Annotated in this window: 29 protein-coding genes; all 29 read right to left on the bottom strand. The window is 47.2% G+C overall.

The window, feature by feature from the left end; genetic code table 11:
- Window positions 1–73 precede the first annotated feature (73 nt).
- Window positions 74–814, bottom strand: coding sequence for a 30S ribosomal protein S2 (rpsB, locus tag KNO91_RS02575; RefSeq protein WP_015881415.1), 741 nt, complete (start codon window positions 812–814; stop codon window positions 74–76).
- A 152-nt stretch (window positions 815–966) separates the two neighbouring features.
- A complete protein-coding gene (locus KNO91_RS02570; RefSeq protein WP_214788757.1) occupies window positions 967–1,356 on the bottom strand; it encodes a hypothetical protein in 390 nt (129 codons plus the stop codon).
- 12 nt (window positions 1,357–1,368) lie between these two features.
- Entirely contained in the window at window positions 1,369–2,139 is a 771-nt protein-coding gene (locus tag KNO91_RS02565; protein WP_214788760.1) for a FliA/WhiG family RNA polymerase sigma factor, read from the bottom strand.
- A 12-nt stretch (window positions 2,140–2,151) separates the two neighbouring features.
- Window positions 2,152–2,637, bottom strand: a complete 486-nt coding sequence (locus KNO91_RS02560; protein ID WP_214794060.1) for a chemotaxis protein CheD — start codon at window positions 2,635–2,637, stop codon at window positions 2,152–2,154.
- Window positions 2,630–3,229 carry a chemotaxis protein CheC gene (locus KNO91_RS02555; RefSeq protein WP_214788766.1) on the bottom strand — a complete coding sequence of 200 codons (600 nt, stop codon included), beginning with the start codon at window positions 3,227–3,229 and terminating at the stop codon, window positions 2,630–2,632. The genes KNO91_RS02560 and KNO91_RS02555 overlap by 8 nt, the downstream gene beginning before the upstream one ends.
- Window positions 3,219–3,650, bottom strand: a complete 432-nt coding sequence (locus tag KNO91_RS02550) for a chemotaxis protein CheW (protein WP_074034681.1) — start codon at window positions 3,648–3,650, stop codon at window positions 3,219–3,221. The genes KNO91_RS02555 and KNO91_RS02550 overlap by 11 nt, the downstream gene beginning before the upstream one ends.
- Before the next feature lie 12 nt (window positions 3,651–3,662).
- Window positions 3,663–5,660: a chemotaxis protein CheA gene (locus KNO91_RS02545; RefSeq protein ID WP_214815924.1), complete on the bottom strand. Its 1,998-nt coding sequence runs from the start codon at window positions 5,658–5,660 to the stop codon at window positions 3,663–3,665.
- A 19-nt stretch (window positions 5,661–5,679) separates the two neighbouring features.
- Window positions 5,680–6,519: a MinD/ParA family protein gene (locus KNO91_RS02540; RefSeq protein WP_214788773.1), complete on the bottom strand. Its 840-nt coding sequence runs from the start codon at window positions 6,517–6,519 to the stop codon at window positions 5,680–5,682.
- Window positions 6,498–7,559, bottom strand: a complete 1,062-nt coding sequence (locus KNO91_RS02535) for a flagellar biosynthesis protein FlhF (protein ID WP_214815922.1) — start codon at window positions 7,557–7,559, stop codon at window positions 6,498–6,500. Before KNO91_RS02535 ends, KNO91_RS02540 begins: the two co-directional genes overlap by 22 nt.
- A complete protein-coding gene (flhA, locus tag KNO91_RS02530; RefSeq protein ID WP_256441797.1) occupies window positions 7,560–9,581 on the bottom strand; it encodes a flagellar biosynthesis protein FlhA in 2,022 nt (673 codons plus the stop codon).
- 13 nt (window positions 9,582–9,594) lie between these two features.
- Complete coding sequence (flhB, locus tag KNO91_RS02525) at window positions 9,595–10,689, bottom strand: flagellar biosynthesis protein FlhB (protein ID WP_214788782.1); 1,095 nt, start codon at window positions 10,687–10,689, stop codon at window positions 9,595–9,597.
- The gene (gene fliR, locus KNO91_RS02520) at window positions 10,686–11,456 is read right to left on the bottom strand and encodes a flagellar biosynthetic protein FliR (protein ID WP_214794074.1); all 771 of its coding nucleotides are present in this window, start codon (window positions 11,454–11,456) and stop codon (window positions 10,686–10,688) included. The genes flhB and fliR overlap by 4 nt, the downstream gene beginning before the upstream one ends.
- Window positions 11,453–11,725: a flagellar biosynthesis protein FliQ gene (gene fliQ, locus KNO91_RS02515; protein ID WP_015881403.1), complete on the bottom strand. Its 273-nt coding sequence runs from the start codon at window positions 11,723–11,725 to the stop codon at window positions 11,453–11,455. The genes fliR and fliQ overlap by 4 nt, the downstream gene beginning before the upstream one ends.
- A gap of 11 nt (window positions 11,726–11,736) precedes the next feature.
- Window positions 11,737–12,402, bottom strand: a complete 666-nt coding sequence (gene fliP, locus KNO91_RS02510; protein WP_074034688.1) for a flagellar type III secretion system pore protein FliP — start codon at window positions 12,400–12,402, stop codon at window positions 11,737–11,739.
- Window positions 12,399–12,893 carry a flagellar biosynthetic protein FliO gene (locus KNO91_RS02505; protein WP_214794076.1) on the bottom strand — a complete coding sequence of 165 codons (495 nt, stop codon included), beginning with the start codon at window positions 12,891–12,893 and terminating at the stop codon, window positions 12,399–12,401. The genes fliP and KNO91_RS02505 overlap by 4 nt, the downstream gene beginning before the upstream one ends.
- Window positions 12,890–13,255, bottom strand: coding sequence for a response regulator (locus KNO91_RS02500; protein WP_074034690.1), 366 nt, complete (start codon window positions 13,253–13,255; stop codon window positions 12,890–12,892). Before KNO91_RS02500 ends, KNO91_RS02505 begins: the two co-directional genes overlap by 4 nt.
- A gap of 13 nt (window positions 13,256–13,268) precedes the next feature.
- Window positions 13,269–14,387, bottom strand: coding sequence for a flagellar motor switch phosphatase FliY (gene fliY, locus KNO91_RS02495; protein ID WP_214794079.1), 1,119 nt, complete (start codon window positions 14,385–14,387; stop codon window positions 13,269–13,271).
- Window positions 14,384–15,373, bottom strand: a complete 990-nt coding sequence (gene fliM / locus KNO91_RS02490; RefSeq protein WP_214788795.1) for a flagellar motor switch protein FliM — start codon at window positions 15,371–15,373, stop codon at window positions 14,384–14,386. Before fliM ends, fliY begins: the two co-directional genes overlap by 4 nt.
- Before the next feature lie 9 nt (window positions 15,374–15,382).
- The gene (locus KNO91_RS02485; RefSeq protein ID WP_214788798.1) at window positions 15,383–15,835 is read right to left on the bottom strand and encodes a flagellar basal body-associated FliL family protein; all 453 of its coding nucleotides are present in this window, start codon (window positions 15,833–15,835) and stop codon (window positions 15,383–15,385) included.
- Window positions 15,828–16,046, bottom strand: a complete 219-nt coding sequence (locus tag KNO91_RS02480) for a flagellar FlbD family protein (RefSeq protein WP_031421671.1) — start codon at window positions 16,044–16,046, stop codon at window positions 15,828–15,830. Before KNO91_RS02480 ends, KNO91_RS02485 begins: the two co-directional genes overlap by 8 nt.
- Complete coding sequence (gene flgG, locus KNO91_RS02475) at window positions 16,046–16,915, bottom strand: flagellar basal body rod protein FlgG (protein ID WP_074034702.1); 870 nt, start codon at window positions 16,913–16,915, stop codon at window positions 16,046–16,048. Before flgG ends, KNO91_RS02480 begins: the two co-directional genes overlap by 1 nt.
- A 17-nt stretch (window positions 16,916–16,932) precedes the next feature.
- Window positions 16,933–17,361, bottom strand: a complete 429-nt coding sequence (locus tag KNO91_RS02470) for a flagellar hook capping FlgD N-terminal domain-containing protein (RefSeq protein WP_214691822.1) — start codon at window positions 17,359–17,361, stop codon at window positions 16,933–16,935.
- On the bottom strand, window positions 17,333–18,397 hold the full coding sequence (locus KNO91_RS02465; RefSeq protein ID WP_214815919.1) for a flagellar hook-length control protein FliK: 1,065 nt from the start codon (window positions 18,395–18,397) through the stop codon (window positions 17,333–17,335). Before KNO91_RS02465 ends, KNO91_RS02470 begins: the two co-directional genes overlap by 29 nt.
- Before the next feature lie 22 nt (window positions 18,398–18,419).
- Complete coding sequence (locus KNO91_RS02460) at window positions 18,420–18,989, bottom strand: MotE family protein (protein ID WP_214794085.1); 570 nt, start codon at window positions 18,987–18,989, stop codon at window positions 18,420–18,422.
- A gap of 1 nt (window position 18,990) precedes the next feature.
- Window positions 18,991–19,425 carry a flagellar FliJ family protein gene (locus tag KNO91_RS02455; RefSeq protein WP_214788810.1) on the bottom strand — a complete coding sequence of 145 codons (435 nt, stop codon included), beginning with the start codon at window positions 19,423–19,425 and terminating at the stop codon, window positions 18,991–18,993.
- Window positions 19,422–20,741: a flagellar protein export ATPase FliI gene (gene fliI, locus KNO91_RS02450; protein ID WP_214794088.1), complete on the bottom strand. Its 1,320-nt coding sequence runs from the start codon at window positions 20,739–20,741 to the stop codon at window positions 19,422–19,424. Before fliI ends, KNO91_RS02455 begins: the two co-directional genes overlap by 4 nt.
- Window positions 20,728–21,453: a FliH/SctL family protein gene (locus KNO91_RS02445; RefSeq protein WP_214815916.1), complete on the bottom strand. Its 726-nt coding sequence runs from the start codon at window positions 21,451–21,453 to the stop codon at window positions 20,728–20,730. The genes fliI and KNO91_RS02445 overlap by 14 nt, the downstream gene beginning before the upstream one ends.
- Window positions 21,437–22,444, bottom strand: coding sequence for a flagellar motor switch protein FliG (gene fliG / locus KNO91_RS02440; protein WP_074034724.1), 1,008 nt, complete (start codon window positions 22,442–22,444; stop codon window positions 21,437–21,439). The genes KNO91_RS02445 and fliG overlap by 17 nt, the downstream gene beginning before the upstream one ends.
- 5 nt (window positions 22,445–22,449) lie before the next feature.
- Window positions 22,450–24,021 carry a flagellar basal-body MS-ring/collar protein FliF gene (fliF, locus tag KNO91_RS02435; protein WP_214815913.1) on the bottom strand — a complete coding sequence of 524 codons (1,572 nt, stop codon included), beginning with the start codon at window positions 24,019–24,021 and terminating at the stop codon, window positions 22,450–22,452.
- Window positions 24,022–24,039: the final 18 nt, after the last annotated feature.

Raw genomic sequence — 24,039 nt, 5'->3', positions numbered from 1 at the left:
CGAGGCTTTTTGAATACTTGTCCTAAAAAAAGGTGATAAAAGGCTTTCCCTTTATCACCTATTGTCTCACTGATTACTCAGCTTCTGTAGCTTCAGCTTCTGTCGCTACAGCTTCTTCAGCAACTTCTTCTTCACCTTGCTTCGCTTCGATAATAGCATCAGCCATTTTCGAAGTGAGCAATTTAACTGCACGAATTGCATCGTCGTTCGCTGGGATGACGTAGTCGATTTCATCTGGGTCACAGTTTGTGTCGACAATCGCAACGATTGGGATGTTCAATTTGTGAGCTTCCGCGATTGCGATACGCTCTTTACGTGGGTCAACGATGAAGAGGGCGTCAGGCACTCCAGGCATATCCTTGATTCCGCCGAGGAACTTCTCAAGACGAGTCATTTCTTTCTTCAAGATGATGACTTCTTTCTTAGGAAGTACTTCGAACGTGCCGTCTTCTTCCATTTTTTCGAGTTGCTTCAAGCGGTTAATACGCTTTTTGATTGTTGAGAAGTTAGTGAGTGTTCCACCCAACCAACGTTCGTTAATGAAGAACATACCAGAACGGATTGCTTCTTCTTTGATTGTATCTTGAGCTTGTTTTTTCGTACCTACGAAGAGGACGTTTCCGCCTTCTGCCGCGAGTTCACGAACAAAGTTGTAAGCTTCGTCTACTTTTTTGACCGTTTTTTGAAGGTCGATGATGTAGATCCCGTTACGCTCTGTGAAGATGTATTTCGCCATTTTTGGGTTCCAACGGCGTGTTTGGTGACCGAAGTGTACACCAGCTTCAAGCAATTGCTTCATTGAAATTACTGCCATGATAAATTTCCTCCTTGTGGTTTAAAAAAGTCCTCCGCCTCGTTCATTGTTGTATTCCGACCTTTCGGCACCGAGGAATACCATCCCGAGACGTGTGTGATGTGTTTAACACCGAGAACTACTATAGCATATGTCACGAAATCCGGCAACTCTCACTTTTTGCGAAGTTTCGCATATAGCGCGAGTTCACCTTCCCCTTTTCCAAGAATGCGGGCAGCATCTCGGACCGAGTGCCGCAATAACACATCATCTACGTCAATTGACGGTTTTGACTTGTCTTCATCTAAGTCGTTTGACACGACATCCGCTTTTGTTTCAACAGGTACGGACACATCCTCCTGATGAACGTCCGCTTTACGCTCTACGGGTTCTTTCGTGACAAGATCGTTCATCGACTCCATGAACGAGAGAAGCAACGTCTCCGTCTCCTGTTTCTCTCGTTCGAGTCGCTCAACCCGTTCTTGTAACGCCTGGACTTGACGGTATCCGAATAAAAAACCGTAAGCAACCAAACAAGCCGTGATCACATATACAATATACACCTGTTCATCTCCTTACGATGTCTTTTCTTCTAAATACGACCGTCCTAGTGCCTGCTTTAACGTCTTCAACGCTTTTGAATGGATTTGAGAAATGCGAGAGGTGGACAGTTCGAGCACTTCACCGATTTCGGTCAATGTCAGTTCATCAAAATAGAATAGCGATACGACGAGCCGCTCTTTTTCGGACAAATGGTCGACTTCTGTCGCGAGCACATCAATTAACTCTTGTTGCAGTAGTGTATCTTCCGGTTTTTCAGAGTCTGGGTCGAAATACGTGACAGACATCACTTTGCCTTCTTCTTGTAACGTCACAGCCTCATCAATCGACAGCATATTGGCAAAATACCCTTCTGCCATCGTCCGTTCAATTTCAGAAACAGGAAGGTCACAAGCGACTGCTAGCTCATGCTTCGTCGGGGCGCGATGTAACGATTGTTCAAGCTGTTCTGCCACGTGGTCGATTTTTTTTACTTTCTCCCGAACCGAACGAGGCAACCAATCTACTTTTCGCAACCCATCGATGATGGCTCCCCGAATCCGAAAGGCAGCGTACGTATCAAATTTATTGTTATGCTCTGGATCATATTTCATAAGGGCATCGTACAATCCCATGTAACCCAAACTTTTCAATTCGTCGCGTTCGACGCTTTTTGGAAGCGTCACGATCATCCGTTGTACGTGGTAGTGGATGAGAAACTCGTAATGTGCTAGTAGTTCGTTTGCTGTATCCATATCACGGTCCGTATTCCAGCGATCCCACAACTGTGTAAGATGAGTCGTCATGTCGATCCCCCCTTATAGTTCTTTCGTGCCTACGCTCACCGTCCGAATCGATAAAATCGAAGTCGCTACATCGAATTCGATCGTTCGTCCGTTATGTCCGCCACAATCTTCGGCCACGAGCGGAATCCGATGAACTTTTAATGCTTGGCGAATCGCCTCGGCGTTCCGTTCTCCGATTCGCATCGCTTCATTCTCATATTTAAATTGAAACATTTGAGCGCCACCTGCCATTTTGGCTTGTAACCGCGTCGCTCCTTCTCGTTTAAGAGAACGGACGAGCGTGTCGATGGCTGTGTCTGCATATTTTCCTACTTCAATCGTTTGATTCTTCCGAGCAATGGTCGAGTCGGGTAACATGACATGCGCCATTGCCGCCAATTGGAGACGAGTGTCATATAAAATGACTCCAACACACGACCCGAGTCCAGCTGTACGGAGGCGATTCGGTGCTGTCGTTTGTTTCCATTCGGCGATGCCGATTTTTAATACGTCAGCCATTGCCGAGCAACCGTTCTTGAATACGTTTGAGCGAACCATGTGTCGGTAGGAACAACACATGCCCAGCGCTTACTTTTTGATCAATCATAAATGTCGTGTCGATGTACAATGCAGCATCTTCTTCAGGTTGAACCGATGTCACGACAAACTCGACGATTGACCCAGCCATATCGATTGCCGTTGCCGGCACTTGAATCATGATTGGTGTCTGTAGCCAGTCACCAAGTGCCCGGGCATAAGCACCGCTCATAATATTCCCGACTTCTTCCCAAGCCGATATCCCTAGCTCATCAGTTGATTGGAACGAGAATGGCATCCCAATGAGTGTCGATACCATCTGTTCGGCGTCCTCGACGGCAAACAAAATGAGAATCATGCCGCGTATCTCACCGTCTAACTCGAGTAGCACCGAAGCGACATGTCGCTCCGGACCACCCACTCGATCAGGCAAATACGAGATTGGCTCCATCTCAGCCGAGGAGACCGTGATATTCACCGGTTTGGCTAACATGGCGGATAATGCAGTAGCCGCATGACCAGACCCTATATTTCCCAGTTCCTTTAACAAGTCTTGCTCAAACTCACTCAGCATACTGTTCCTCAAACAACGCATTCGCATCGAGAAGTGAGAAGAGTTTGTCTTCTCCTTTAGCGATGGCTGTCAAGTGTGCTGAAATCATGTCGCGACTCGATTCAGGAATCGGTTCAATCCGCACTTCATCACTTTCAACCACTTCGTTTGCGCGGTCGACGATGAAGCCCGCATCCCCTTGATTCAATGATGCGATTAAAATACGCGTCTCATCCGTCGGTTCGATTTCTTCATAACCGAGGCGCAAACGAAGGTCGATGACCGGTGTGACGACACCCCGAAGATTGATTACCCCTTTCACGTGTGACGGGGCGTTCGGGACGCGTGTGATCGGCTGAAGTCGCTCGATTGAACGGACCGATTGTACATCGATTCCGTACGTATTTTCTTCAAGTGAAAAGACTACCCATTTCTGTTCCATCTATATTCCTCCTTAAAAGAGATCGTTACTATCTACGATAAGAGCGACGCGACCGTCACCGAGAATGGTCGCACCTGAGATAGCAGGAATCCCTTCAAGATACGTACCGAGCGGTTTCATGACAATTTCTTGCTGGCCGATCAAATCGTTGACGACGACACCGACAAGTTTGTTTCCTTTTCGAACGACAACGACCGGGAATTGCGACTTCGTCTCCGATTCGATTCCGAACATTTCTTTTAAATAGACGAGCGGAACCAACTGGCCACGGAAATCAAAGACACGCTCGCGGTGCGCCGTCAAGATGTCCGCTTCATCAAGCAAAGTCGTCTCGAGAATCGATGACAACGGAATCGCATACGATTCCTCACCGACTTGTACGAGCATGGCCGAGATGATCGAGAGGGTGAGTGGCAGACTTACCTGGAATTTCGTCCCTTGTCCTGCAACCGTCTCTAACGAAACGACACCACCGAGTGACTCGATTTTATTTTTCACGACATCGAGTCCGACACCGCGACCTGAAAGGTCCGTCACGACGTCAGCTGTCGAGAAGCCTGGAGCGAAGATTAACATCGCCAACTCGTTCTCAGACATCACAGTCGCCTCTTCATCTGAAATCACGCCACGTTCCAATGCTTTTGCACGAACTTTGTCAACGTTGATCCCCGCACCGTCATCCTCAATCTCGATAAAGACACGGTTGCCGCCGTGATAAGCGCGAAGGGCGAGCATTCCTTGTTCCGGTTTGCCTGCTTTCACGCGAACTTCAGGGCGTTCGATTCCATGATCGATCGCATTACGAATCAAGTGAACGAGCGGGTCTCCAATCTCATCAATGACCGTACGATCAAGTTCTGTCTCCGCACCCGAAATATCCAATTGAACTTTCTTGTGGATTTCTTTTGCGACCGAGCGAACCATGCGTGGGAAGCGATTGAACACTTGCTCAATCGGCATCATCCGTAGTGTCAACACGAGAGATTGCAGTTCGTTCGTACCTCGTTTGATTTTTTCAACGGTTTCGTTCAATTCTGGTTGACCCACCTCATCAGCGAGTCGTTCTAAACGTCCACGATCGATGATGAATTCCTCGAACAAGTTCATGAGACGATCGATTCGTTCTAAGTTGACGCGAATCGTTTTCGCTTGAGCCTGTGCAGCCACTTGTTCCTTCGTATCTTTTGTTTCTGTTTCTTCTTGGTCTGAGGCTTTCTGTACCACTGGTTCTGGTACTACCACTTCGGCTGTCACTGCGACTTCTGGTTCGCTTTCTGACGTTCCTGTGAACACATTGACTTCGACACGTTCCACTTCCGACACTTGGGCGATGGCATGTTCAATGACTTCCGTTGCCTCTTGTGATAGGAATAAGACGTCAAACGACAAATCGAATTGCTCTTGCTCGATTTCCTCTGTCTCCGGGTTCGTGCGTACGACTTCGCCCAATTCTTGGAGACGATCGAACACCATATACGCCCGAGCTGCTTTCAGGACGACAGCGTCTGATAATTTCACGGTGATTTGATAGGCCTCGAATCCTGTCTGTTTCGCCTGTTCGATGACCGAATTCGTGTAAAGGTCGACTTCGAATGTATTTGACTCTTTTACCTCTGTGACCACGACCTCTTTTCCACCGATGAACGATTGGAAGGCAGCGACCGTTTCAGAAACATCCACGTTCGCACCTCGTCCGCCGTTCTCAATGTCAGCAATCATGTCCTCCATCTGTTCCATAGCGATGAACATCGTATCCAACAATAGTTGGTTGCTTTCCTTTTTTCCGCCACGAACGAGGTCGAGTGCACTTTCCATCTCATGCGTCAAATTGGCGACGTGTTCGTACCCCATCGTCGAGGACATCCCTTTTAACGTATGCGCAGATCGGAAAATCTCTTGAACGACATCCGCCCCACCCGATTGTTCTAGCTTAAGTAACTGTGTGTTGATTGATTGGATATGTTCTTGGGATTCATCTAAAAACAACCCTAAGTATTCGTTCACGTCCATCTCATTTGCCTCCCTGTCGTTATACTCGGTTCCACTGTTTCCGTAAGTTCCCCATCAAACGGTCCATCAAGTGACGTGGTTTCGGAGGCGTTCCCGTAAGCGTTGTCAAAATTCGTTCGAGCCGCCAGCTAATATCACTTTTTCGATTGTATTGATAAAACGGGACTTGGGCGATGACTGCCTTTCTGACTGAAGGGTCATCTGGTAAAAATCCGAGGAATCGAATCGTCTTATTTAAGAACTGCTTGCATGCGACTTCCATCCGTTCGAAACATTGTAGTGCTTCCTCTCCAGACTGGGCTCGGTTCACGATGACACCCAGCGGTAAGTCTGGATATTGATGATGCACTAGTTTTGTATATGCGTATCCGTCCATGAGCGAGGTCGGTTCCGGCGTTAAAATCAAAAACATTTCATCACACCCTGCAATAAATTGCAGCGAGGTATCCGTCGCCCCAGCGCCCATATCGAAGAGGACGTAATCATATGCGGTCAGTACTTCGAGTTCTCGCATGAGAAATTGCATGTCATCTTCTGAGAGATGGACGAGTTGGTCTTGTCCACTCCCTCCATGTAATATATCGACACCATGCACATTTTTCTGAACAGCTGCAGCCAATGGAATGCGAGCTTTTACGGACTCCATCATCGTTCTCGACTTCATTGCGTTCATTAAGATATGGACGTTGGCCATCCCGATATCAAAATCGACAATCAATACCCGCTTTCCGAGCTCTGAAAGAGCGATAGCCGTGTTCACGCATACGTTCGTCTTTCCGACACCGCCTTTCCCGCTCGCAAAGGCGATGGTCGTCGGATGGACATCATTGATTGCTCTTAAACGCCTTGCTTGGTCCATCTTGTCCACCCTTCTTTCTCAAACAGTCGTTTCGTCAACGCATCCGCATCTCCCCGAATCAAATCATCCGGCACTTCTTGACCGTCCGTCATCCATGCGACAGGAAGACCGCTCTTTTTCACCATTCGATACATCGCGTGAATGTCACTCGTCTCATCTGCTTTTGTGAAGATGAGCGAACTGAGTGGGAGTGACTCGAACTGGGAGTAGATCATATCCATATCTTTCATTTTTGATGTCAAACTTAACACGAGCGATAAACTCGTTTCCGTAAAGTCATGATGTTCGTGAAACTTTTCCACGTACGCAGGATCTCGGAAGTTGCGACCTGCCGTGTCGATCAACACGATGTCCTTTCGGGCAAATAATTGCTTTGCCCGCTTAAAGTCATGGAAATCATATGCCACTTCGACGGGGATACTCATAATTTCAGCGTACGTCTTCAACTGTTCGATGGCTGCGATTCGATATGTGTCAGTCGTGATCAACCCGACTGTCTTGCCTTCTTTCAACTTGAAATGCGCAGCTAGTTTGGCAAGTGTCGTCGTTTTGCCGACGCCGGTCGGTCCGACGACCATGACATAACGTTTCGCCTCAGCTGGCTCGCCGAAGGACGATTTGACTTGTTCATACACGTACTGTTCAGCCGCTTCTACAGACTTCGTCGTATAGTAGAGCTCGTTCAACGTCTCTTCCCACGATTCTTCCGCGAACGACTCCGTCGAAAGTAACGCTTCGACATGTTGTAGTGACGTATGGAGTCTTGGCGCCGCTCCTCCTACCATACGAGGTGCTGGTGGTGTTTGAGGTGATACCGTTTGAATCGGCTTTGTTTGAACCGATACAGACTGTCTAGGTTTCGTGACCGTTTGCTCTTTTTCAAGTGCAGCGATGACTTCCACTTGTTTCGAAGCGAATAAACCGAACCATCCGGTCTTCACTTGCCGTGAATTTAGGATCACCGCTTCATCACCTAACTCTTGCTTCACTTTCGTCATCGCTTCAGCCATCGTTTTCGCTGTAAATTTTTTAATCTGCATTTAAATCACCCCAATACTTTTCACTTCAACGGAACTGAGTAATTCGTTATATGCCAATACGGGAACATCTGGATAGTATCGTTCAAGCAACTGTCGAACAAATAGTCGAATCGTCGGTGAACATAAAATGACCGCTGACGCTCCATACCGTTCAAACATCGACAGTTGTTCTCCTGTGCGCTCGATAATGTCGCGCGCCTGCTCTGGGTCGAGTGCCAAGTAGTTCCCAAACTCCGTCTTTTGTACGGCGTCTTGAACGGTCTGTTCCGTCTGACCACCTAACGTGACCACATACAATGGACCTTCAGGTGGTTTGACTTGGTCGGTCAGTTGGCGTGACAACCCTTGACGGCAATATTCACCGAGGATTTCTGCATCTTTTGTCACTTTCCCGTAGTCAGCCATTGTCTCGAACAAAAGAGGCAAGTTACGAATCGATACATTTTCTTGTAACAAGTGACGTAACACTTTTTGAATTTCACCGATTGAAAGCACTGAAGGCGTCACATCTTCAACGAGAACCGGATGGGTTTCCTTCAAATGCTCGACGAGTTGTTTCGTTTCTTCACGACCGAGTAAATCGGCAGCATGTTTCTTCAGCGTTTCGGTCAGATGTGTCGCGACAACGGACGGCGGATCTACGACGGTATATCCACTCATTTCTGCTCGCGTCCGTGTCTCCTCATCAATCCAGAGGGCCGGAAGACCAAATGCCGGTTCCGTCGTTTCAATCCCATATACTTCCGGGTCTTCAATCCCTGGGCTCATCGCCAAGTAATGGTCGAGCAACAACTCACCTTCTGCGACGACGTTTCCTTTCACCTTGATGCGATACGCGTTCGGCGAAAGCTGTAAATGGTCGCGAATCCGAACCGTTGGTAAGATGAATCCGAGCTCGAGCGCGAGTTGACGACGAATCATGACGACACGGTCCAACAAGTCACCGCCTTGCGACTCATCCGCAAGTGGGATCAATCCGTATCCGAATTCGAATTCAATCGAATCGATTTGTAAGAGCGAGACGACAGATTCCGTCGGAGCTGTCGAAGGCTCGTCTTCCATGATTGGATCTTCCGTCGCCTGCCGGATGTTTCGTCGCATCGTATAGGCTCCGAAGAAGGCCGTACCTGCGATGATCATCGTCACCGGGATAAGTGGTGGTGACACGAAACCGAGCATGAAGACGATGGCGCCGGCGATATAGAGAAGCGATGGGTTTTGACCAAGCTGGTCGATCACATCTTCTCCTAAATTGCCGTCCGAGACGGCACGGGTCACGATAATTCCGGTTGCCGTTGAAATCAAGAGTGCCGGGATTTGACTGACGAGTCCGTCCCCGATCGTCATGAGCGAGAACGTTGTGAACGCTTCTCCGACCGGTAATCCCATCTGAACGACACCGATAATGATTCCGAAGATCAAGTTAATCGTCACGATGATGATACCAGCGATGGCATCCCCTTTGACGAACTTGGATGCCCCATCCATCGAACCATAAAAATCGGCCTCGCTTTGAATTTTACGGCGACGCATCTGCGCTTCCTTGTCGTCAATTAGTCCGGAGTTCAAGTCAGCATCGATGGCCATCTGTTTCCCTGGCATCGCATCGAGCGTGAAGCGGGCAGATACCTCAGATACACGCTCGGCACCTTTTGTGATGACGACGAACTGAATGATGACGAGAATGAGGAAGACAACGAATCCGACAAGGACATTTCCTCCGATTACGAAATCACCGAACGTCGCAATGACTTCCCCTCCGTAACCGTTTGAGAGAATCGAACGGGTCGTCGATACGTTCAAACCGAGACGAAACAACGTCACAATCAATAAGAGGGAAGGGAATACGGAGAAGTCGAGCGCTTCTCTGGCATTCATCGCCACTAGTAAGATCATGAGGGCGATTAAAATATTTACGATGATTAAAAAATCTAATAAAAAGCCCGGTAACGGGATGATCAGCATGATGACAATCATCAAGACACCAATCAAAACTGCAAAGTCTTTCGCTTTTACTGCCAACACATACTCCTCCTCAAGACGGTTGCTTCATTTGATAGACGAATGCGAGCACTTCCGCAATCGCTTGATAGAACGATTCGTCTACCACTTCTCCGATATCGATTTGCGCATATAGCGCCCGTGCAAGCGGCTTGTTCTCAACAATCGCCACATTGTGCTCTTTTGCGACATCTCGAATATGAAAGGCGACTCGGTCGACCCCTTTTGCCACAACGAGCGGGGCAAAGTCTTTCGTATCATCGTAGCGGATGACGACCGCGTAATGGGTCGGGTTCGTGATGACGACGTCGGCATTCGGAATTTCTTGCATCATGCGTCGCATCGCCATTTCTCGTTGTTGTTGCTTAATCTTAGATTTGATCAGCGGGTCACCTTCTGAGTTTTTATACTCGTCTTTTATGTCTTGCTTTGACATTCGAATCGATTTTTCGAAATCAAATCGTTGATAAAAAAAGTCGAGTAATGCGAGTGCGAGCAATGCGACACTCACCCAGAGACCAAGTTCAATCGTGATCCCTGCGAGCGCGACGATGGATTCTCGAATCTGTTCGACGGCCATCCGGGACAATTCTTTTTGGTTTTGCCAAAGGACAGCGATAGCGGTTGTCAGGATGATTAAAAATTTGAATAAGGACTTTAAAAATTCGACGACCGCTTTCATGCTGACGATACGTTTCACCCCTTTAATCGGGTCGATTCGCTCGAGCTTTGGCTGGATCGCTTCTAAGGAAAAAAGCGTTCCAACTTGTAAATAATTGATGAGAATCCCAAACACGACAGCGACGATAAAGAATGGCGCCAAAATCAATCCGACTCGAAGCATCAAGTCAATGATCATCCCTGACATGCCCTCAGATATATTGAACAGTAAGTATTGGGGGCTGAGTAAATCTCCGACTAATGAGAGCAACTGTTGCCCAATCATCGGTCCGAAGAATGACAGCATGAGAAACATGGCAAAGAGCGCGAATGCTCCCGTCAAATCAGCGGATTTGGCGACTTGCCCTTTCTTTCGTGAATCCTCTCGTTTACGCGGTGTCGCTTTTTCTGTTTTTTCACCTGCAAAAAACTGCAAATTGACCGATAAAGGATATAGAGGCTTCTTCATGAGGCATCTCCTAGTATGAGCATAAAATCGTGCATCACGTCTTGTAATAACGGAATGAACTGACTAATACCTGTCAGTGTCAATCCCATCAACAAGACCATGACGGCAAATCCGGCAATCAGTTTGAAGGAAAAGCCGATTGCAAAGATATTGAACTGTGGCGCCGATTTTGCTAAAAAACCAAGTGCCAAATCGACAAGCAATAAAGATGCCATCATCGGCAAGGCCAATTGCAAGGCGACCATCATCGTCATCGTGACCACTTTCACTGCCATCATGAGTGAGGCTTCCGTGAAGTTAATCATCGGTTGACCAGGTGGATAGATTTGAAAACTGTAATAAATGCCGTCAATCAGGAGTAAATGTAAATTACTCGTCAATAAAATGAACAGCGTAAAAATATAATAAAATCGTCCAATTAGTGGTGACTGTCCGCCAAACATCGGATCGTATGCGGAAGCCATCGCGAGTCCAAGTTGAAGGTCGATGACCCCTCCGGCAATTTGCGGAGCGAAAAAGAGAATGTTAATCAATAGACCGAGTAAAAGCCCAATCATGACCTCATACACGACCTGAAGCACAAACCCATTCGTCATTTGAATCGGCTCGGTGATGGTGAACATAGCGTAATACGCTAAAAATGCACTGAAGCCTACCCGGTGCATGACCGGCAACTGTCTCGTCGAGAACAATGGGACACTGACAAAAAAGCCAGAGAGTCGCGCAAACGTCAGACCGTACATACTGATGAAGTCAACTGCGTTCATTTCGACGCAACCTCGACCATCAGCTCAAAAATCAATCGTGTGAACCCCTCAATTTGTTGAAGCATCCACGGTCCAAAAATGACAAGACCGATGAAGACCGAGATGATTTTTGGAACAAACGAAAGCGTCTGTTCTTGAATTTGAGTCGTGGCCTGTAAAATCGAGATCACGAGACCGACAATCAGTGAGATGAGCAGCAACGGCATTGAAATTTTTAATAATGTCCACACACTCTCTGTTGCCAAGTAAATGACCATTTCTTGTGTCATGTCCGTTCCCCCTACATACTTCTAAGCAATGATTCCACAATCAAGTGCCAGCCATCGACCAATACAAATAGTAATAATTTAAACGGTAAGGCGATCATGACCGGTGGTAGCATCATCATCCCCATCGACATGAGCACACTTGCGACGACCATATCGATAATTAAAAATGGCAAGAAAATCATGAATCCGATTTGGAAAGCCGTTTTCAACTCACTAATCGCATAAGCCGGAACGAGAGCGAGAAGCGGTACATCATCAAGTGATTCAGGTTGCTCGTAGTTCCCATATTTCAAAAACAGTTGCAAATCTTCCTGTCTTGTATATTTCGACATGAATTCTTTCATCGTCCCGCTCGCTTCATCAAACGCCTCATCTTGTGAGATTTTGTCATCGAGATAAGGTTTTAACGCGTTCTCATTCAAATCAGAGAGAACGGGAGACATGACGAACAATGTAATGAACAAAGCCAATCCGACAATCAACTGGTTTGGCGGTGTTTGTTGTGTACCGAGCGCCGGTCGAATGAAAGATAGTACGACGACGACACGTGTGAAGCATGTCATCAAAATTAAAAAAGAAGGGGCAAGTGTCAATAACGTCAATAAAATCAAGAGTTTGATCGAAGTTGACGTACTGTCTGGTGTCTCTAAATTGATTAATTGCTCAAACGTTGTCATGACTTCTTCCTCACTTCTTCTAATTGAGCAAGTTGTTTCTTAAAGGTATCTAAAAATGCATTCGAATTCGTCGTTCGGAGTGATAAAGGCTCTGACTGCTCTTCATCCATCGCTTCCGCATCGAGTCGATCAATCAATTGAATCGATTCCCCGACGCCGAGGACATAGACTTGATCCCCGAGTTTCACAAGTTGGACGGAACGGTCCTTTCCGAGTGGGACGCCTCCGAGGTGTTTCATATGCTGAGTCGCTTTCACACCTTGTGTTTTGGAACCGAGCCAACGCATCAAGACGATAAAACCGCCGACCACGACTACGAGACTCAACACGACTTTCACGCCATTCCCAATCGTTGACGCTGTCGTTGGAACGTTACTTTCCAATTCTTCTGTCTGTTTTTGCTCGAATTGTTGGTCTACGGTGGCGGCCTCAACCGTGGCCGGAACGAAAAGTCCGACCACGAGGAGAATAATCAACCACCATTTCTTCATTGTGCGACCGTTTTAGAGACCGCTTCGATGACACGTTCCGCGTTGAACGGCTTAACGATGAAGTCCTTCGCACCTGCTTGAATCGCATCGATGACCATCGCTTGTTGCCCCATTGCCGAACACATAATGACTTTTGCATTCGAGTCGAAGCTGCGAATCTCTTTTAATGCCGCGAGACCATCCATCTCTGGCATCGTGATATCAAGTGTGACAAGATCCGGTGTGAGCTCACGATACTTCACGACCGCGTCAGCTCCGTTTTCTGCCTCACCTACTACGTCATATCCGTTCTTTGTCAAAATATCCTTGATCATCATGCGCATGAACGCTGCGTCATCTACTACTAATACTTTTGCACTCATTCTAAATTCCTCCTTAGACGATTCCGATCCGCTCATGCGGTTGAATAATTTCTGTTACACGTACCCCAAAGTTTTCTTCAATCACGACAACTTCTCCTCTAGCAATTCGTTGTTGGTTGACATAAATATCAACCGGTTCGCCAGCTAGCTTGTCGAGCTCGATGATGGAACCTTGTGATAACTCGAGTACTTCCCGGACAGATTTTTTCGTTCTGCCTAGTTCGACTGTCACGTTTAACGGCACGTCATATAATAGCCCTAGGTTTGCCGGTACAGACTCTTGTGGAGCTGGTGATTGGAGCGGCATGAATTCTGCTTGGCTTACCGCGACCTCTGGCATCGATTTTTGCTTTTCCGGTTGTGGTTGCGCCTGCGGTTGAGCTTGCGGCTGAGGTTTCGGGGCCTCGGCTTTCGGTTGTTCTTTTACAGGCTCCACTGCCGTTTGTGCTTCACCGGTCGCTTTCATCAATTCATCGACTAATTGCTTTCCGAATTGAATTGGAGCAATTTGAACGATTGTGGAATCAATCAATGTACCTACTTTGAGATTGAACTCAATGAGCACCATCGTTTCCCAAAGTTCAAGACGATCGATAATCGTTTGATTTTTTGTTGCGTCAAACACCTCGACAAGTGGTGGAGAGATGTCAATTTTCTTCGAAAACACCGTCGATAAAGATGTCGCGGCTGCGCCCATCATTTGGTTCATCGCTTCTTGAACGGCTGATAAGCGAATCTCATCAAGGCTTTCAGGATCGACGTTCTCCCCTGTCCCACCTAACATGAGGTCAGAGATAATAGCGGCATCTTCGCGAGTCAAAACGAGGACATTCTCCCCTTTTATCCCTTCCGTATACCCAACACGTAATGCGACATGTGGCGTAGGATAACGCTCACGCAACTCCTCGATTCTCACTTCACTGACAACCGGTGTCGTGATTTCTACTTTTTGCTGTAGTAACGTTGACAAAGCCGTTGCCGAATTTCCAAACGAAATGTTTCCGATTTCCCCGAGAGCATCGCTTTCCATCGAATCTAAATGCTCTTCGTTTTCCGCCTTTGGCGTCGGCGTATTGTCACTTGTTCCACGTAGTAACGCGTCAATTTCATCTTGTGACAGCATTTCACTCATTGCTCTTCCTCCTTCACACGGTGAAGCACTTGAACCGCCATCCGCTTCCCGCTCACACCGACTTGCCCTTTAAATACTTTATTTTCCCCTACCATGATGGATAGAGGCTCTTTTGCCACTTGATCAAGTGCCAAACAATCCCCAACTTCAAGATGCAGCAGATCGCCGAACGTAATTGTCGTCTCTCCGAGTAGTGAGACAACCTCGACCGTCGAGTTCATCAACTGGGCTTTGAGTGGCTCTTTGCTCGATTGACTCGCATTCCGACGATTCGCTTCCTGCATCCAATAATGACTCGAAAGTTTCGACAAGACAGGTTCAATTGTCACGAACGGAAGACAAACGTTAATCGTCCCGCTCACTTCCCCAATCGTCACTCCAATGGAGATGAGGACGACCGTCTCGTTAGGTGAAACGAGTTGAAGGAACTGCGGATTCACTTCGACAGCAGCCATTTCTGCCTTGATTTCTGCAATTGACTCCCATGCATCTCCATAACTTGAAAAGGCACGTTTATACAATTGCGTCAAAATTCGCATCTCGATCTCTGTGAACGACTCAATCTTGTCCATTTCCACACCCGGTCCACCAAGTAGACGATCGAGCATCGCATAAGAGATGTTCGGATTGACTTCGATGATGAATCTTCCGTTTAACGGCGGCGCTTCAATCAAGTTAATCATCGTCATACTCGGGATAGAATGAATGAATTCATCGTACGGTAGTTGTTCGACCGAGTTGACGGTGAATTGAACATAAGTGCGAAGTTGTGCCGAGAAAAACGTCGTCAACATACGTGTGAAATGCTCATGAATCCGAGTCAGGCTTCGAATTTGATCTTTAGAAAATCGAACGGCTCGTTTGAAGTCATATTGCCGAACCTTCTTTTCTTCTTCTTGCGCGAGAAAAGAATCCGCTTCGACATCCCCACTGCTTAGTGCAGATAGTAAGGCATCAATTTCTTGTTGAGACAGTACTTCTCCCATGATGCCACCTCACTGAATAATTTTCTTCGTCATATAGACGCGTTGGACTTCACCTTCTTCAAGCAGTCCGTTAAGTTGTTCTCGTAATGTCTGTTCAAACTTTTGCATATCCTCTTTCGTTGCCAACTGTGTTTTTGTCATCCCGGCCAAGTCACCAAGAATGACATTATGCACTTGAAACTTGCGCAGCTCTAGATTCTCTTTTGTTTCAAGTGAATCTGTGACAATCGTGAATTGAACGTTGATGAAACGCTCATCTTGAATATTCGTCGTCATGTCGTCGGTCATGAAGCTTCGCTCCGCCAACTCTTCAGCGGTGACCGGTTTCGTTTTTGCTGTGACGTTGTCACCGAAAACGTACTTATACGTCATGAAGCCGGCTCCGCCCATGACGAGTAAGACGACTAGTAAAATGATAACAACTTTCAGGCCGCCACCTTTTTTCTTTTCTTCTTCACTCATCTTCTTCACCTCTTGTGAACATCGTTCCGACTAAACCGATTGAGCGGTAAAAGGCTTCAGTTCGTTCAATGATTTGATCTTTCGTTTCTTTCACGAGATACGTTTTGCCATTAAACAGTTGGATTATCGTGTCAGGCTCTGCTTTCACTGTTTCGATCAGCAAAGCGTTGAGCACGAACTCCTCACCCCGAAATGCTGTGACGCGAATCATCAGCGTTTCAAGTTAACGAGCTCTTGAAGAATCTCGTCCGATGTTGTAATGATTCGTGTGTTCGCCTGGAAACCACGTTGTGCCACAATCATTTCTGTAAATTCTTCAGAAAGGTCGACGTTCGACATTTCAAGTGCGCCCGAAACGAGGTTACCTCGCCCTAAATCACCGGCCGCTCCGATGAGTGGATCACCTGAGTTTTGTGATTGCAAGAAGTTGTTGGCGCCGACTTTCGATAAACCAGCGTTGTTGCTAAAGTTCGCAGTCACGATATAACCTGCCGTCTGCAACGCACCGGCTGCGTCGACATAGCTCACTTGACCGTCTTTTCCAATTGACAATGAACGTGCGTCTGTTGGAATTGAGATTTTACCGTAAGCCGTCGATCCAGCTACGACGTCAGGAATATTTCCAGTTAAGTTCGGCGCAGGAAGGTTAGCCGCAGGTTTCGCACCCGTTCCTAACAAGTAAGTTCCTTCACCTGTTACCAAGTCACCGTTGTTGTCCGTATAGAAGTTACCGGCACGTGTGTATTGCGCTTGACCGTTGACGATTGTGACGAAGAAACCTTCTCCTGAAATACCGACGTCTAACGCACGTCCCGTATTTTGCATCGCTCCTTGGTTGTATACGTTATCGACAGTCGCCATCGTTCCACCAAGACCGACCTCTTTAGGGTTAATCCCTCCGGCCGTCGCCCCATTACCGCCTGACGCACTACCGACTTGTTGACTGACGAGGTCTTTGAACGTGACACGACCTTTTTTATAACCGAACGTGTTGACGTTGGCGATGTTGTTCCCGACGACGTCTAATTTCGATTGGAAGTTCTTAAGACCACTGATCCCTGAGTACATTGCTCTTAACATAATAATTCCTCCTATACTTATTTGATGGAAGTGATGTCGTACACGCTGACCGATGTGCCGTCTTCAAGATCAGCCATGTATCCAGTTAAATCAGATCGAGAAATCGAGACGACACGACCCGAGCCTTTCGTCGTTTCTTCACTCGATTCCGAACTGTAGTCAATCGTTTTACCAATCATGCTGCTAAATTCGGAAATCGAAGCCATATGGCGGTCGACCAGCACAGAGTCGAGTTGCTTCGAAATCGTTTGCATCTGTTCAAGTGAAGAGAATTGAGCCATCTGAGCGATGAACTCACGGTCTTCCATCGGCGACATTGGGTCCTGGTTCGCAATTTGAGCGAGCAGCAACTTCATAAACATGTCTTTGTCATATTGATTTGTCGCTTTTGGAAGTGACTGGTCTGGCAGTGTAAAATCATTCGTCTTCGGTTGGATGCTCGTCATCCTCAGACCCTCCTTTTGGTTGTTCCTGCGATTGCTCCTGTTCCGGTTGCTCGGAGCCATCTGGCAACGCCGACTTCGTGTCGAGTGCTTGTTGTGTCAAGTTGACCTCGACCCGAACGTTTTGGGAGTGAGGCGTTAACGTTTGTTGCAACTGCTGAACTTGTGACTGAAGCAATTGTTTCGCCTCTTGATTGCTTGCGAACAATTTGACGACGAGTTCCCCGTTATGTCGTTCAAGCTTGACGACGAGCTCACCGAGTTGTTCTGGATATAGACGTACCGTAAACACTTTCGAACCGTCCGCTCCGCTCGAAAACGGTGCTTTTTGAAGCGCGGACTCAATTCTCGCCTGTAAGTTTTCAGGTAAGGAACCTTTTGAGGCGTACATGACGGTTTCTACATCAATTTGTGGTCGCGACCAGTTTAATCCTTTCGGTAACCAGTCAACACCACTTGCCTGAGGGAGCGCTTTCGCCACTTTCACGGTTTCAACTTGTGGTAGAACGGGAACTTCCTTCATATTGCCGGCTGGTCCATTAAACTGTGTGACCACCCGTTGAATCGTTTGAACGTGCTTCCCAAGTTCTTGATTTGGCACAGTCTGTGTCAACCCTGTTTTTGCAGACAAATCCGTCTTTTGCACGATGTCACTACTTGTTGCGACCGCCTGAGCAACGATTGGGAGCGCTGAATCAACATTTACAGATGACGTAGACAATTGTCCGAGTACACCTACATATGCATCCATAAACGTCCGATACGCATCTTGCGGAAGTGATTTTAGCCAATTCAATGTGTCAGGTTTTTGAAACCACGTTTCGAGTTCCTGTGCCACTTTTTCAAAGTCGACTGACTCTTCAGGAAGCACACCTTCTTCAAGTTGAGGAAGCGCTGTCTGCTCTCCAGATCCTTGCATTGGTGCGAGCATCGCCGAGAGGAGACTTAAAAAGCCGCCCGTTCCTTGTGAATTCCCATCTGTCGCTTCGGTACGTGCCATCGAACCTTGAATCGCTTGTGATAATAATGCGATATTCAATGTGTGTCCTCCTTTCCCATGTTCACTGGAGAAGCTGCGTCACAACCGCAGCCTGCTGCGCATTCATCCGCCCTAAAATATCCGCCTGTTGCTTTGGTGATAATTCTTTAAGCAATTCCGCCACCTGTGGACTCTCTAGTTCCCCCATAATGGCCGCCGCTTGTTTGGCGGACATCTCTTCATACACACTGACAATGTCAGAAGTGGTTTCTTTTTCTGTTGTGGCTGCCGCTAGCTCGGAGACGAGTCGGTCACGTTCCCGAATTAAATCGGTGATTTCTTCTTGTCGCGCTTTCACTTCATTCGTCAGTTCCACATTTTCATTTCGAAGTTTTTCAATCTCACTGTTTGCTGCTTTCAACCGGTTCGTGGCGTCACTGTCGATCCCTGTCACGTTTACTTTCGTCTCAGAAGTCTTCGGTGTTTCTGCTGTCTTTCCATCCTCACTAACTGGTAGGAATGGTACGGATAAAAGTGGACGGTCCATCGCGTAGTTCATGACGACCATTCCGCCAACCAAGATGAAGATTGCTGGGATGAGGACTAACGCCACAATCATTTGTTTGCCTCGTTTATTGTTCTCTTTTGCCATGCTACTTCCCTTTCCCATGATGAATCACAGCGAGTTCGTCCATCATTAATTGCTCTGTGAGTTTTGCCGCTGTCATCTCTTCTAAACTGACCTTTTCATGAAGTGTCACATATTTCTTTTCTTCCACTACTTTTCCGAGCAAGCGTTCTTGTGATGCGTGATAACGATTGCGCGCTTGTTGAACGACGAGCTGTTGTGTTTCGATTTGACGTTTTACTTGCTCACGCGTCTTTTCTCGATACTGAGACATGAGTAAATCAATACGTCCTTGCTGTTCATCTTGATGTTTAATCAACGATTCATACATGAGGAGAAGATCATACAACGCTTCCATCTCCGTTTCGAGTTTTGCTTTCAACCCTCTTACTTCAGTAGCGGCATCTTCTTTCTCATGTTCAGCAATTGGCATGATTCGTTCTAGAATGAGTCTGTTCATGATTCACCTCGCGCGATGTCTGACAAATGAGCCATCGTTTGTTGGAATGCAGCATCTTCATCAATCGATTGCTTTAAAAATGTCAGTAAGTATGGATATTTCTCGATTGCCGTATCAATCGCTGGGTTCGAACCTTTTTTATATGCGCCGATGTTAATCAAATCCTCGGCATCGATATAAGTCGCTAGCCAACTACGAAACGTTTGTGCTGCTTCACGATGTGTTGGAGAAGCGATTTGGTTCATGACACGACTGATTGACTTCAACACGTGGATGGCGGGAAACTGTCCACGGTTTGCAAGCGCTCGGTCCATAACGAAGTGTCCGTCTAATATCCCACGCACCGCATCGGCAATCGGTTCGTTCATATCGTCACCATCAACGAGTACTGTATAGAACGCTGTAATCGATCCGGTTGCTGCCGTACCGCTTCGTTCTAATAATTGAGGGAGCATCGCAAAGACAGAAGGTGTGTACCCTTTCGATGTCGGTGGTTCACCAGTCGCGAGCCCGATTTCACGTTGAGCCATCGCAAATCGTGTCACCGAGTCCATCATGAGCACCACTTCTTTACCTTGGTCTCGAAAGTACTCGGCGATTGCGGTTGCGGTGTAAGCACCTTTCAATCGGACGAGGGGAGGTTGGTCACTCGTCGCTACAATGACGACAGACCGGGCCATGCCTTCTGGGCCGAGCTCTTTTTCAATGAATTCTTTTACTTCTCGACCACGTTCTCCGATTAAGGCGATGACGTTAATATCTGCCGAAGAGCGCTTGGCAATCATCCCGAGTAACGTGGATTTCCCTACCCCAGAACCAGCAAATAGTCCGACACGTTGCCCTTTCCCAACAGTCAGCAACCCATCGATCATACGAACGCCAGTCGACAAGGCATCTAAAATCCGGGGACGATTCAAAGGGTTAGGCGGTTTTCGCTGGACGTCATACCGCTTACCAGTTACGAGTCGGTCTCCCGAAAGCGGACGCCCCAGACCGTCGAGCACTTGTCCAATCAGTTCCTCACCAACAGGGACTTGGAGCATCTTCCCGGTACCTTTCACTAAACAACCAGGTGCAATCTGCGTTGTTTCACCGTATGGCATAAGAAGGACGCGCTCTTCATTAAAGCCCACCACTTCCGCTTCAACCGTCTCATTTGAAGGGAGCATGATGAAACATCGCTCCCCGACAAATGCACTCGGTCCATTTGACTCAATCATCAATCCTACGACCCGACACACTCGACCGATTTTGCGAGTAAACTCGCCATCCGTAGACTGTTTGATCGTATTGATGACCTGCTCAATAAGCGCCATCCGCTAAAACCTCCTCGATTTTGGCTTGGATTCTCTCGAAGCTATACGAAAGATCGATTTCATTTCCTCGATGTGGTGACTCAATCCGCACAGACGTTTCATCTAAAGAACTATCTCCACGATATTTTAATGGTGGCGTCTCTTCATCGCGCCACATCGATTCAAATCGTTGGATTGAAGCAAGCCGAGTCGGATGAACGTAAATCGTCAATGCTTCCGCATCGATGAGTTGAGCCATCTGTTCTTGGATCATCGCCGCAAACAACGCCTCGTCTTTTCGGACAAGGTCCGTCGTCACATGCGCACTTACTGCAATCGCTAAGTCAATGAGTGAAACTTCCGCCTGTTTCCATTTTTCCTGAAACAGTTGTTCGAGTTCGGTGGAAACAGAGTTTAAACGCGTTGTAATGTCCTCAAACTCTGCATATCCGTCTTGTCTTCCTTGAAGGAGACCTGCTTCATAACCTTCCGAACGTGCCTGTTCAAACGCTTCTTGCTTTAAGTGTTCTAGTCTCTCCATTTCGGTTAACTGAAACTGCTGGAACGCATCTTCGTCTTGTCTTAACTTCTCATAACGCGACTCGATCACTTGATGATGGTCGGTGCTCTCAGTTGAATCAGGGATGGATGATTCCAATCGTTTCGATTCAATCCGTTGAGGAATATGCGATGTCGCGCGTTGACGTTTGATCACATTAGACAACGATGTCATCTCCTCCACCTCGACTGATTACGATTTCACCAACATCCTCTAGGCGACGAATAATTCCAACGATTCGACTTTGTGCCTCTTCAACATCACGCAATCGAACAGGTCCCATAAATTCCATGTCTTCTTTGAACGTTTCGACCATCCGTTGAGACATATTTTTGAAGATAATTTGTTTTACTTCTTCCGACGACACTTTGAGCGCTAGCAACAAGTCGTCGTTCGCCACTTCTCGAATGATCCGCTGAATTGCCCGAGAATCGAGTGTGACGATATCTTCGAAGACAAACATCCGCTTCTTGATTTCTTCTGCGAGTTCCGGGTCCTCGATTTCAAGTGCATCGAGAATTGTACGTTCCGTCGTCCGATCGACACCATTCAATACTTCGACGACTGCCTCGATACCACCCGATTGAGCATAATCCTGCATATCTGTCTGCGAGAGATTCTTTTCAAGGATTTGTTCAACTTCATGAATGACATCTGGATTGAGTCGGTCCATCGTCGCAATCCGTTTCGCAACTTCCGATTGAATTTCAGGAGGGAGCTCGGATAAGATTTGACCAGACTTGACTGGCTCCAAATGTGCCAATATGAGTGCAATCGTCTGTGGATGTTCATTCTGAATAAAGTTCAGTAACTGTTTCGGATCGGCTTTTCGTGCAAATTCGAACGGTCGAACTTGTAACGTCGACGTCAAACGATGAATCAACGCCATTGCCTTTTCTTCACCGACTGCTTTTTCAAGAACTGTTTTGGCGAACCCGATTCCACCCTGGGTAATATAGCTTTGAGCCATTGCGAGTTCGTGGAACTCACCAAGAATGCTCTCTTTCTCTTCTGGGGACACTTTTTTGAGTGCAGAGATTTGAAGCGTTAACTGCTCCATCTCTTCTTCCGAAAGATGTTTATAAACATTCGCTGCCACTTCTGGACCTAACGAGATCATGAGCATCGCTGCTTTTTCTCGATTCGATTGTTTGGCATAGTTCACGTTACTCACTCCTCAGACATCCAAGTACGAAGCAGTTTAGCAAACTCTTCTGGATTACTTTCAGCTAATTTTTCTAACTGTTTCTTCTTAACAGCCCCTTCGCCTCGTTCTTCGAGGTCTAGGTCAGGTACTTCATCTTCATATGGAACTTCCCACTCGTTCGTTTCTTCGACCACTTCTTGTTTACGTCTACGCATGGCGAAGAAGATGAGGGCAAGCAAAACGACCGCTCCAGCTGCTGAGGCGTACATCCACCATGGGGTAGGTTGCTCCGTTGTTGCCACTTCTTCTGCTTCAGCGAATGGTCGCGATACAACGACTACTTTTTGTTCAAGCTCCGCATCTGTAATCGCTTCATCCGTCTTCGCTAATGATGTCCGAATGATCGAATACATCATCGTCTCGAGATCCCCTTCGAGCTGTGGGTCAATGCTCGTAGCACCATCTGGTGGTTCAACAATCAATTGCACCCCAAGGTCGCGAATCGTATACGGTGCATTTTGAATTTGTTTCGTGATGCGATTTACTTCATAGTTGATGATTTCATGGTTTTTTTCACTTTCTTCTGTGCTATCCCCTGTAGCAGCAGGGAAGTTGATTGTGTCATTTTCACCTGTTCCGGTCGCTTCTGTCGCCGTCCCCGTACCACCCGTGTAAGCCTCGGCGATTCGTTCAGCAGACGTTACGATGCCTTCCATGTTTTCCTCGTTGACTGGCGTGACGAGGTTTTGCTCTTCGGCCGTTTGGGTCGTATCGATATCTGCTGTGACAGAGACGAGGACGCTCCGCTCTCCGAGAAGGACAGATAACATCTGTTGAATTTGTTGACGGACATCTTTTTCAACTTGACGCTTCAGTGCCAACGGATCAGAAGAAGATCCTCCTGCTACGACTGTCTGATCGAGGTCATAATACGTGAAGTATTGGTCCATGATCGAGATGTTTTCAGGCTTCAAGTTTGGAACACTTTTACTAATCAAATGATAGAGACCTTTGACCGTGTTCGGTTCTAAATTGGTTCCGGCCCCGATATTTAACACAATCGAAGCTGTCGGTTCTCCTTGATCTTCCGCTAAGAAAACGGACTTCTCAGGAAGCGAAATAATGACTTTCGCTTGATTGATTCCTTCAATTTGGGTGATGAGTCGCTCAAGTTCCGTCTGCATCGCACTTCGTTCGATGACCGCCATTTCACGGTCCGTCGTTCCGAAACCGGCATTTTCACTAAAGAAACTGTAGTCGATTGACCCAGATTTCGGGATCCCGGCTGCCGCAAGGCTAACTTTCAACTGGTCGACCATTTCATTCGGAACATATACACTGACCCCGTTCGAAGTAGCTTTAATTTCCGACTCCACACCGTCCGCAGTCAGCTTCTCTGTCACTTCACCCGCTTCTTGTGCAGATAGGTTCGTGTATAGAGGAGCCATGTTCGGTCTCGATAGGAAGAATGTGAGTACGAGTGCTGCGATCAATATGATCGCAATGGAGATTCCCCATACGAGTTTCCGCTTCGCCGGCATCGATTTCAGCGCATCGGTCATCGACTTGAATCGTTCTTTTAATTGTTCATTCATCGCAACTTGTCATCCTCT

The organism is Exiguobacterium sp. s59 (genome assembly GCF_018617475.1).
In the GTDB taxonomy this organism is placed as follows: domain Bacteria; phylum Bacillota; class Bacilli; order Exiguobacteriales; family Exiguobacteriaceae; genus Exiguobacterium; species Exiguobacterium aestuarii.
Note: the sequence above shows the minus strand (reverse complement) of the source record. Positions and strands in the feature narration are given on the sequence as shown.

What these genes read in the sequence shown, in the direction of transcription:
- rpsB (WP_015881415.1), bottom strand. Translation starts at nt 814, where the DNA reads ATGGCAGTAATTTCAATGAAGCAATTGCTTGAAGCTGGTGTACACTTC.
- KNO91_RS02565 (WP_214788760.1), bottom strand. Translation starts at nt 2,139, where the DNA reads ATGACGACTCATCTTACACAGTTGTGGGATCGCTGGAATACGGACCGT.
- KNO91_RS02560 (WP_214794060.1), bottom strand. Translation starts at nt 2,637, where the DNA reads ATGGCTGACGTATTAAAAATCGGCATCGCCGAATGGAAACAAACGACA.
- KNO91_RS02555 (WP_214788766.1), bottom strand. Translation starts at nt 3,229, where the DNA reads ATGCTGAGTGAGTTTGAGCAAGACTTGTTAAAGGAACTGGGAAATATA.
- KNO91_RS02550 (WP_074034681.1), bottom strand. Translation starts at nt 3,650, where the DNA reads ATGGAACAGAAATGGGTAGTCTTTTCACTTGAAGAAAATACGTACGGA.
- KNO91_RS02545 (WP_214815924.1), bottom strand. Translation starts at nt 5,660, where the DNA reads ATGGACGTGAACGAATACTTAGGGTTGTTTTTAGATGAATCCCAAGAA.
- KNO91_RS02540 (WP_214788773.1), bottom strand. Translation starts at nt 6,519, where the DNA reads ATGGACCAAGCAAGGCGTTTAAGAGCAATCAATGATGTCCATCCGACG.
- KNO91_RS02535 (WP_214815922.1), bottom strand. Translation starts at nt 7,559, where the DNA reads ATGCAGATTAAAAAATTTACAGCGAAAACGATGGCTGAAGCGATGACG.
- flhB (WP_214788782.1), bottom strand. Translation starts at nt 10,689, where the DNA reads ATGAAGAAGCCTCTATATCCTTTATCGGTCAATTTGCAGTTTTTTGCA.
- fliR (WP_214794074.1), bottom strand. Translation starts at nt 11,456, where the DNA reads ATGAACGCAGTTGACTTCATCAGTATGTACGGTCTGACGTTTGCGCGA.
- fliQ (WP_015881403.1), bottom strand. Translation starts at nt 11,725, where the DNA reads ATGACACAAGAAATGGTCATTTACTTGGCAACAGAGAGTGTGTGGACA.
- fliP (WP_074034688.1), bottom strand. Translation starts at nt 12,402, where the DNA reads ATGACAACGTTTGAGCAATTAATCAATTTAGAGACACCAGACAGTACG.
- KNO91_RS02505 (WP_214794076.1), bottom strand. Translation starts at nt 12,893, where the DNA reads ATGAAGAAATGGTGGTTGATTATTCTCCTCGTGGTCGGACTTTTCGTT.
- KNO91_RS02500 (WP_074034690.1), bottom strand. Translation starts at nt 13,255, where the DNA reads ATGAGTGCAAAAGTATTAGTAGTAGATGACGCAGCGTTCATGCGCATG.
- fliY (WP_214794079.1), bottom strand. Translation starts at nt 14,387, where the DNA reads ATGAGTGAAATGCTGTCACAAGATGAAATTGACGCGTTACTACGTGGA.
- fliM (WP_214788795.1), bottom strand. Translation starts at nt 15,373, where the DNA reads ATGGGAGAAGTACTGTCTCAACAAGAAATTGATGCCTTACTATCTGCA.
- KNO91_RS02485 (WP_214788798.1), bottom strand. Translation starts at nt 15,835, where the DNA reads ATGAGTGAAGAAGAAAAGAAAAAAGGTGGCGGCCTGAAAGTTGTTATC.
- KNO91_RS02480 (WP_031421671.1), bottom strand. Translation starts at nt 16,046, where the DNA reads ATGATTCGCGTCACAGCATTTCGGGGTGAGGAGTTCGTGCTCAACGCT.
- flgG (WP_074034702.1), bottom strand. Translation starts at nt 16,915, where the DNA reads ATGTTAAGAGCAATGTACTCAGGGATCAGTGGTCTTAAGAACTTCCAA.
- KNO91_RS02470 (WP_214691822.1), bottom strand. Translation starts at nt 17,361, where the DNA reads ATGACGAGCATCCAACCGAAGACGAATGATTTTACACTGCCAGACCAG.
- KNO91_RS02460 (WP_214794085.1), bottom strand. Translation starts at nt 18,989, where the DNA reads ATGGCAAAAGAGAACAATAAACGAGGCAAACAAATGATTGTGGCGTTA.
- KNO91_RS02455 (WP_214788810.1), bottom strand. Translation starts at nt 19,425, where the DNA reads ATGAACAGACTCATTCTAGAACGAATCATGCCAATTGCTGAACATGAG.
- fliI (WP_214794088.1), bottom strand. Translation starts at nt 20,741, where the DNA reads ATGGCGCTTATTGAGCAGGTCATCAATACGATCAAACAGTCTACGGAT.
- KNO91_RS02445 (WP_214815916.1), bottom strand. Translation starts at nt 21,453, where the DNA reads ATGACATCGTTGTCTAATGTGATCAAACGTCAACGCGCGACATCGCAT.
- fliF (WP_214815913.1), bottom strand. Translation starts at nt 24,021, where the DNA reads ATGAATGAACAATTAAAAGAACGATTCAAGTCGATGACCGATGCGCTG.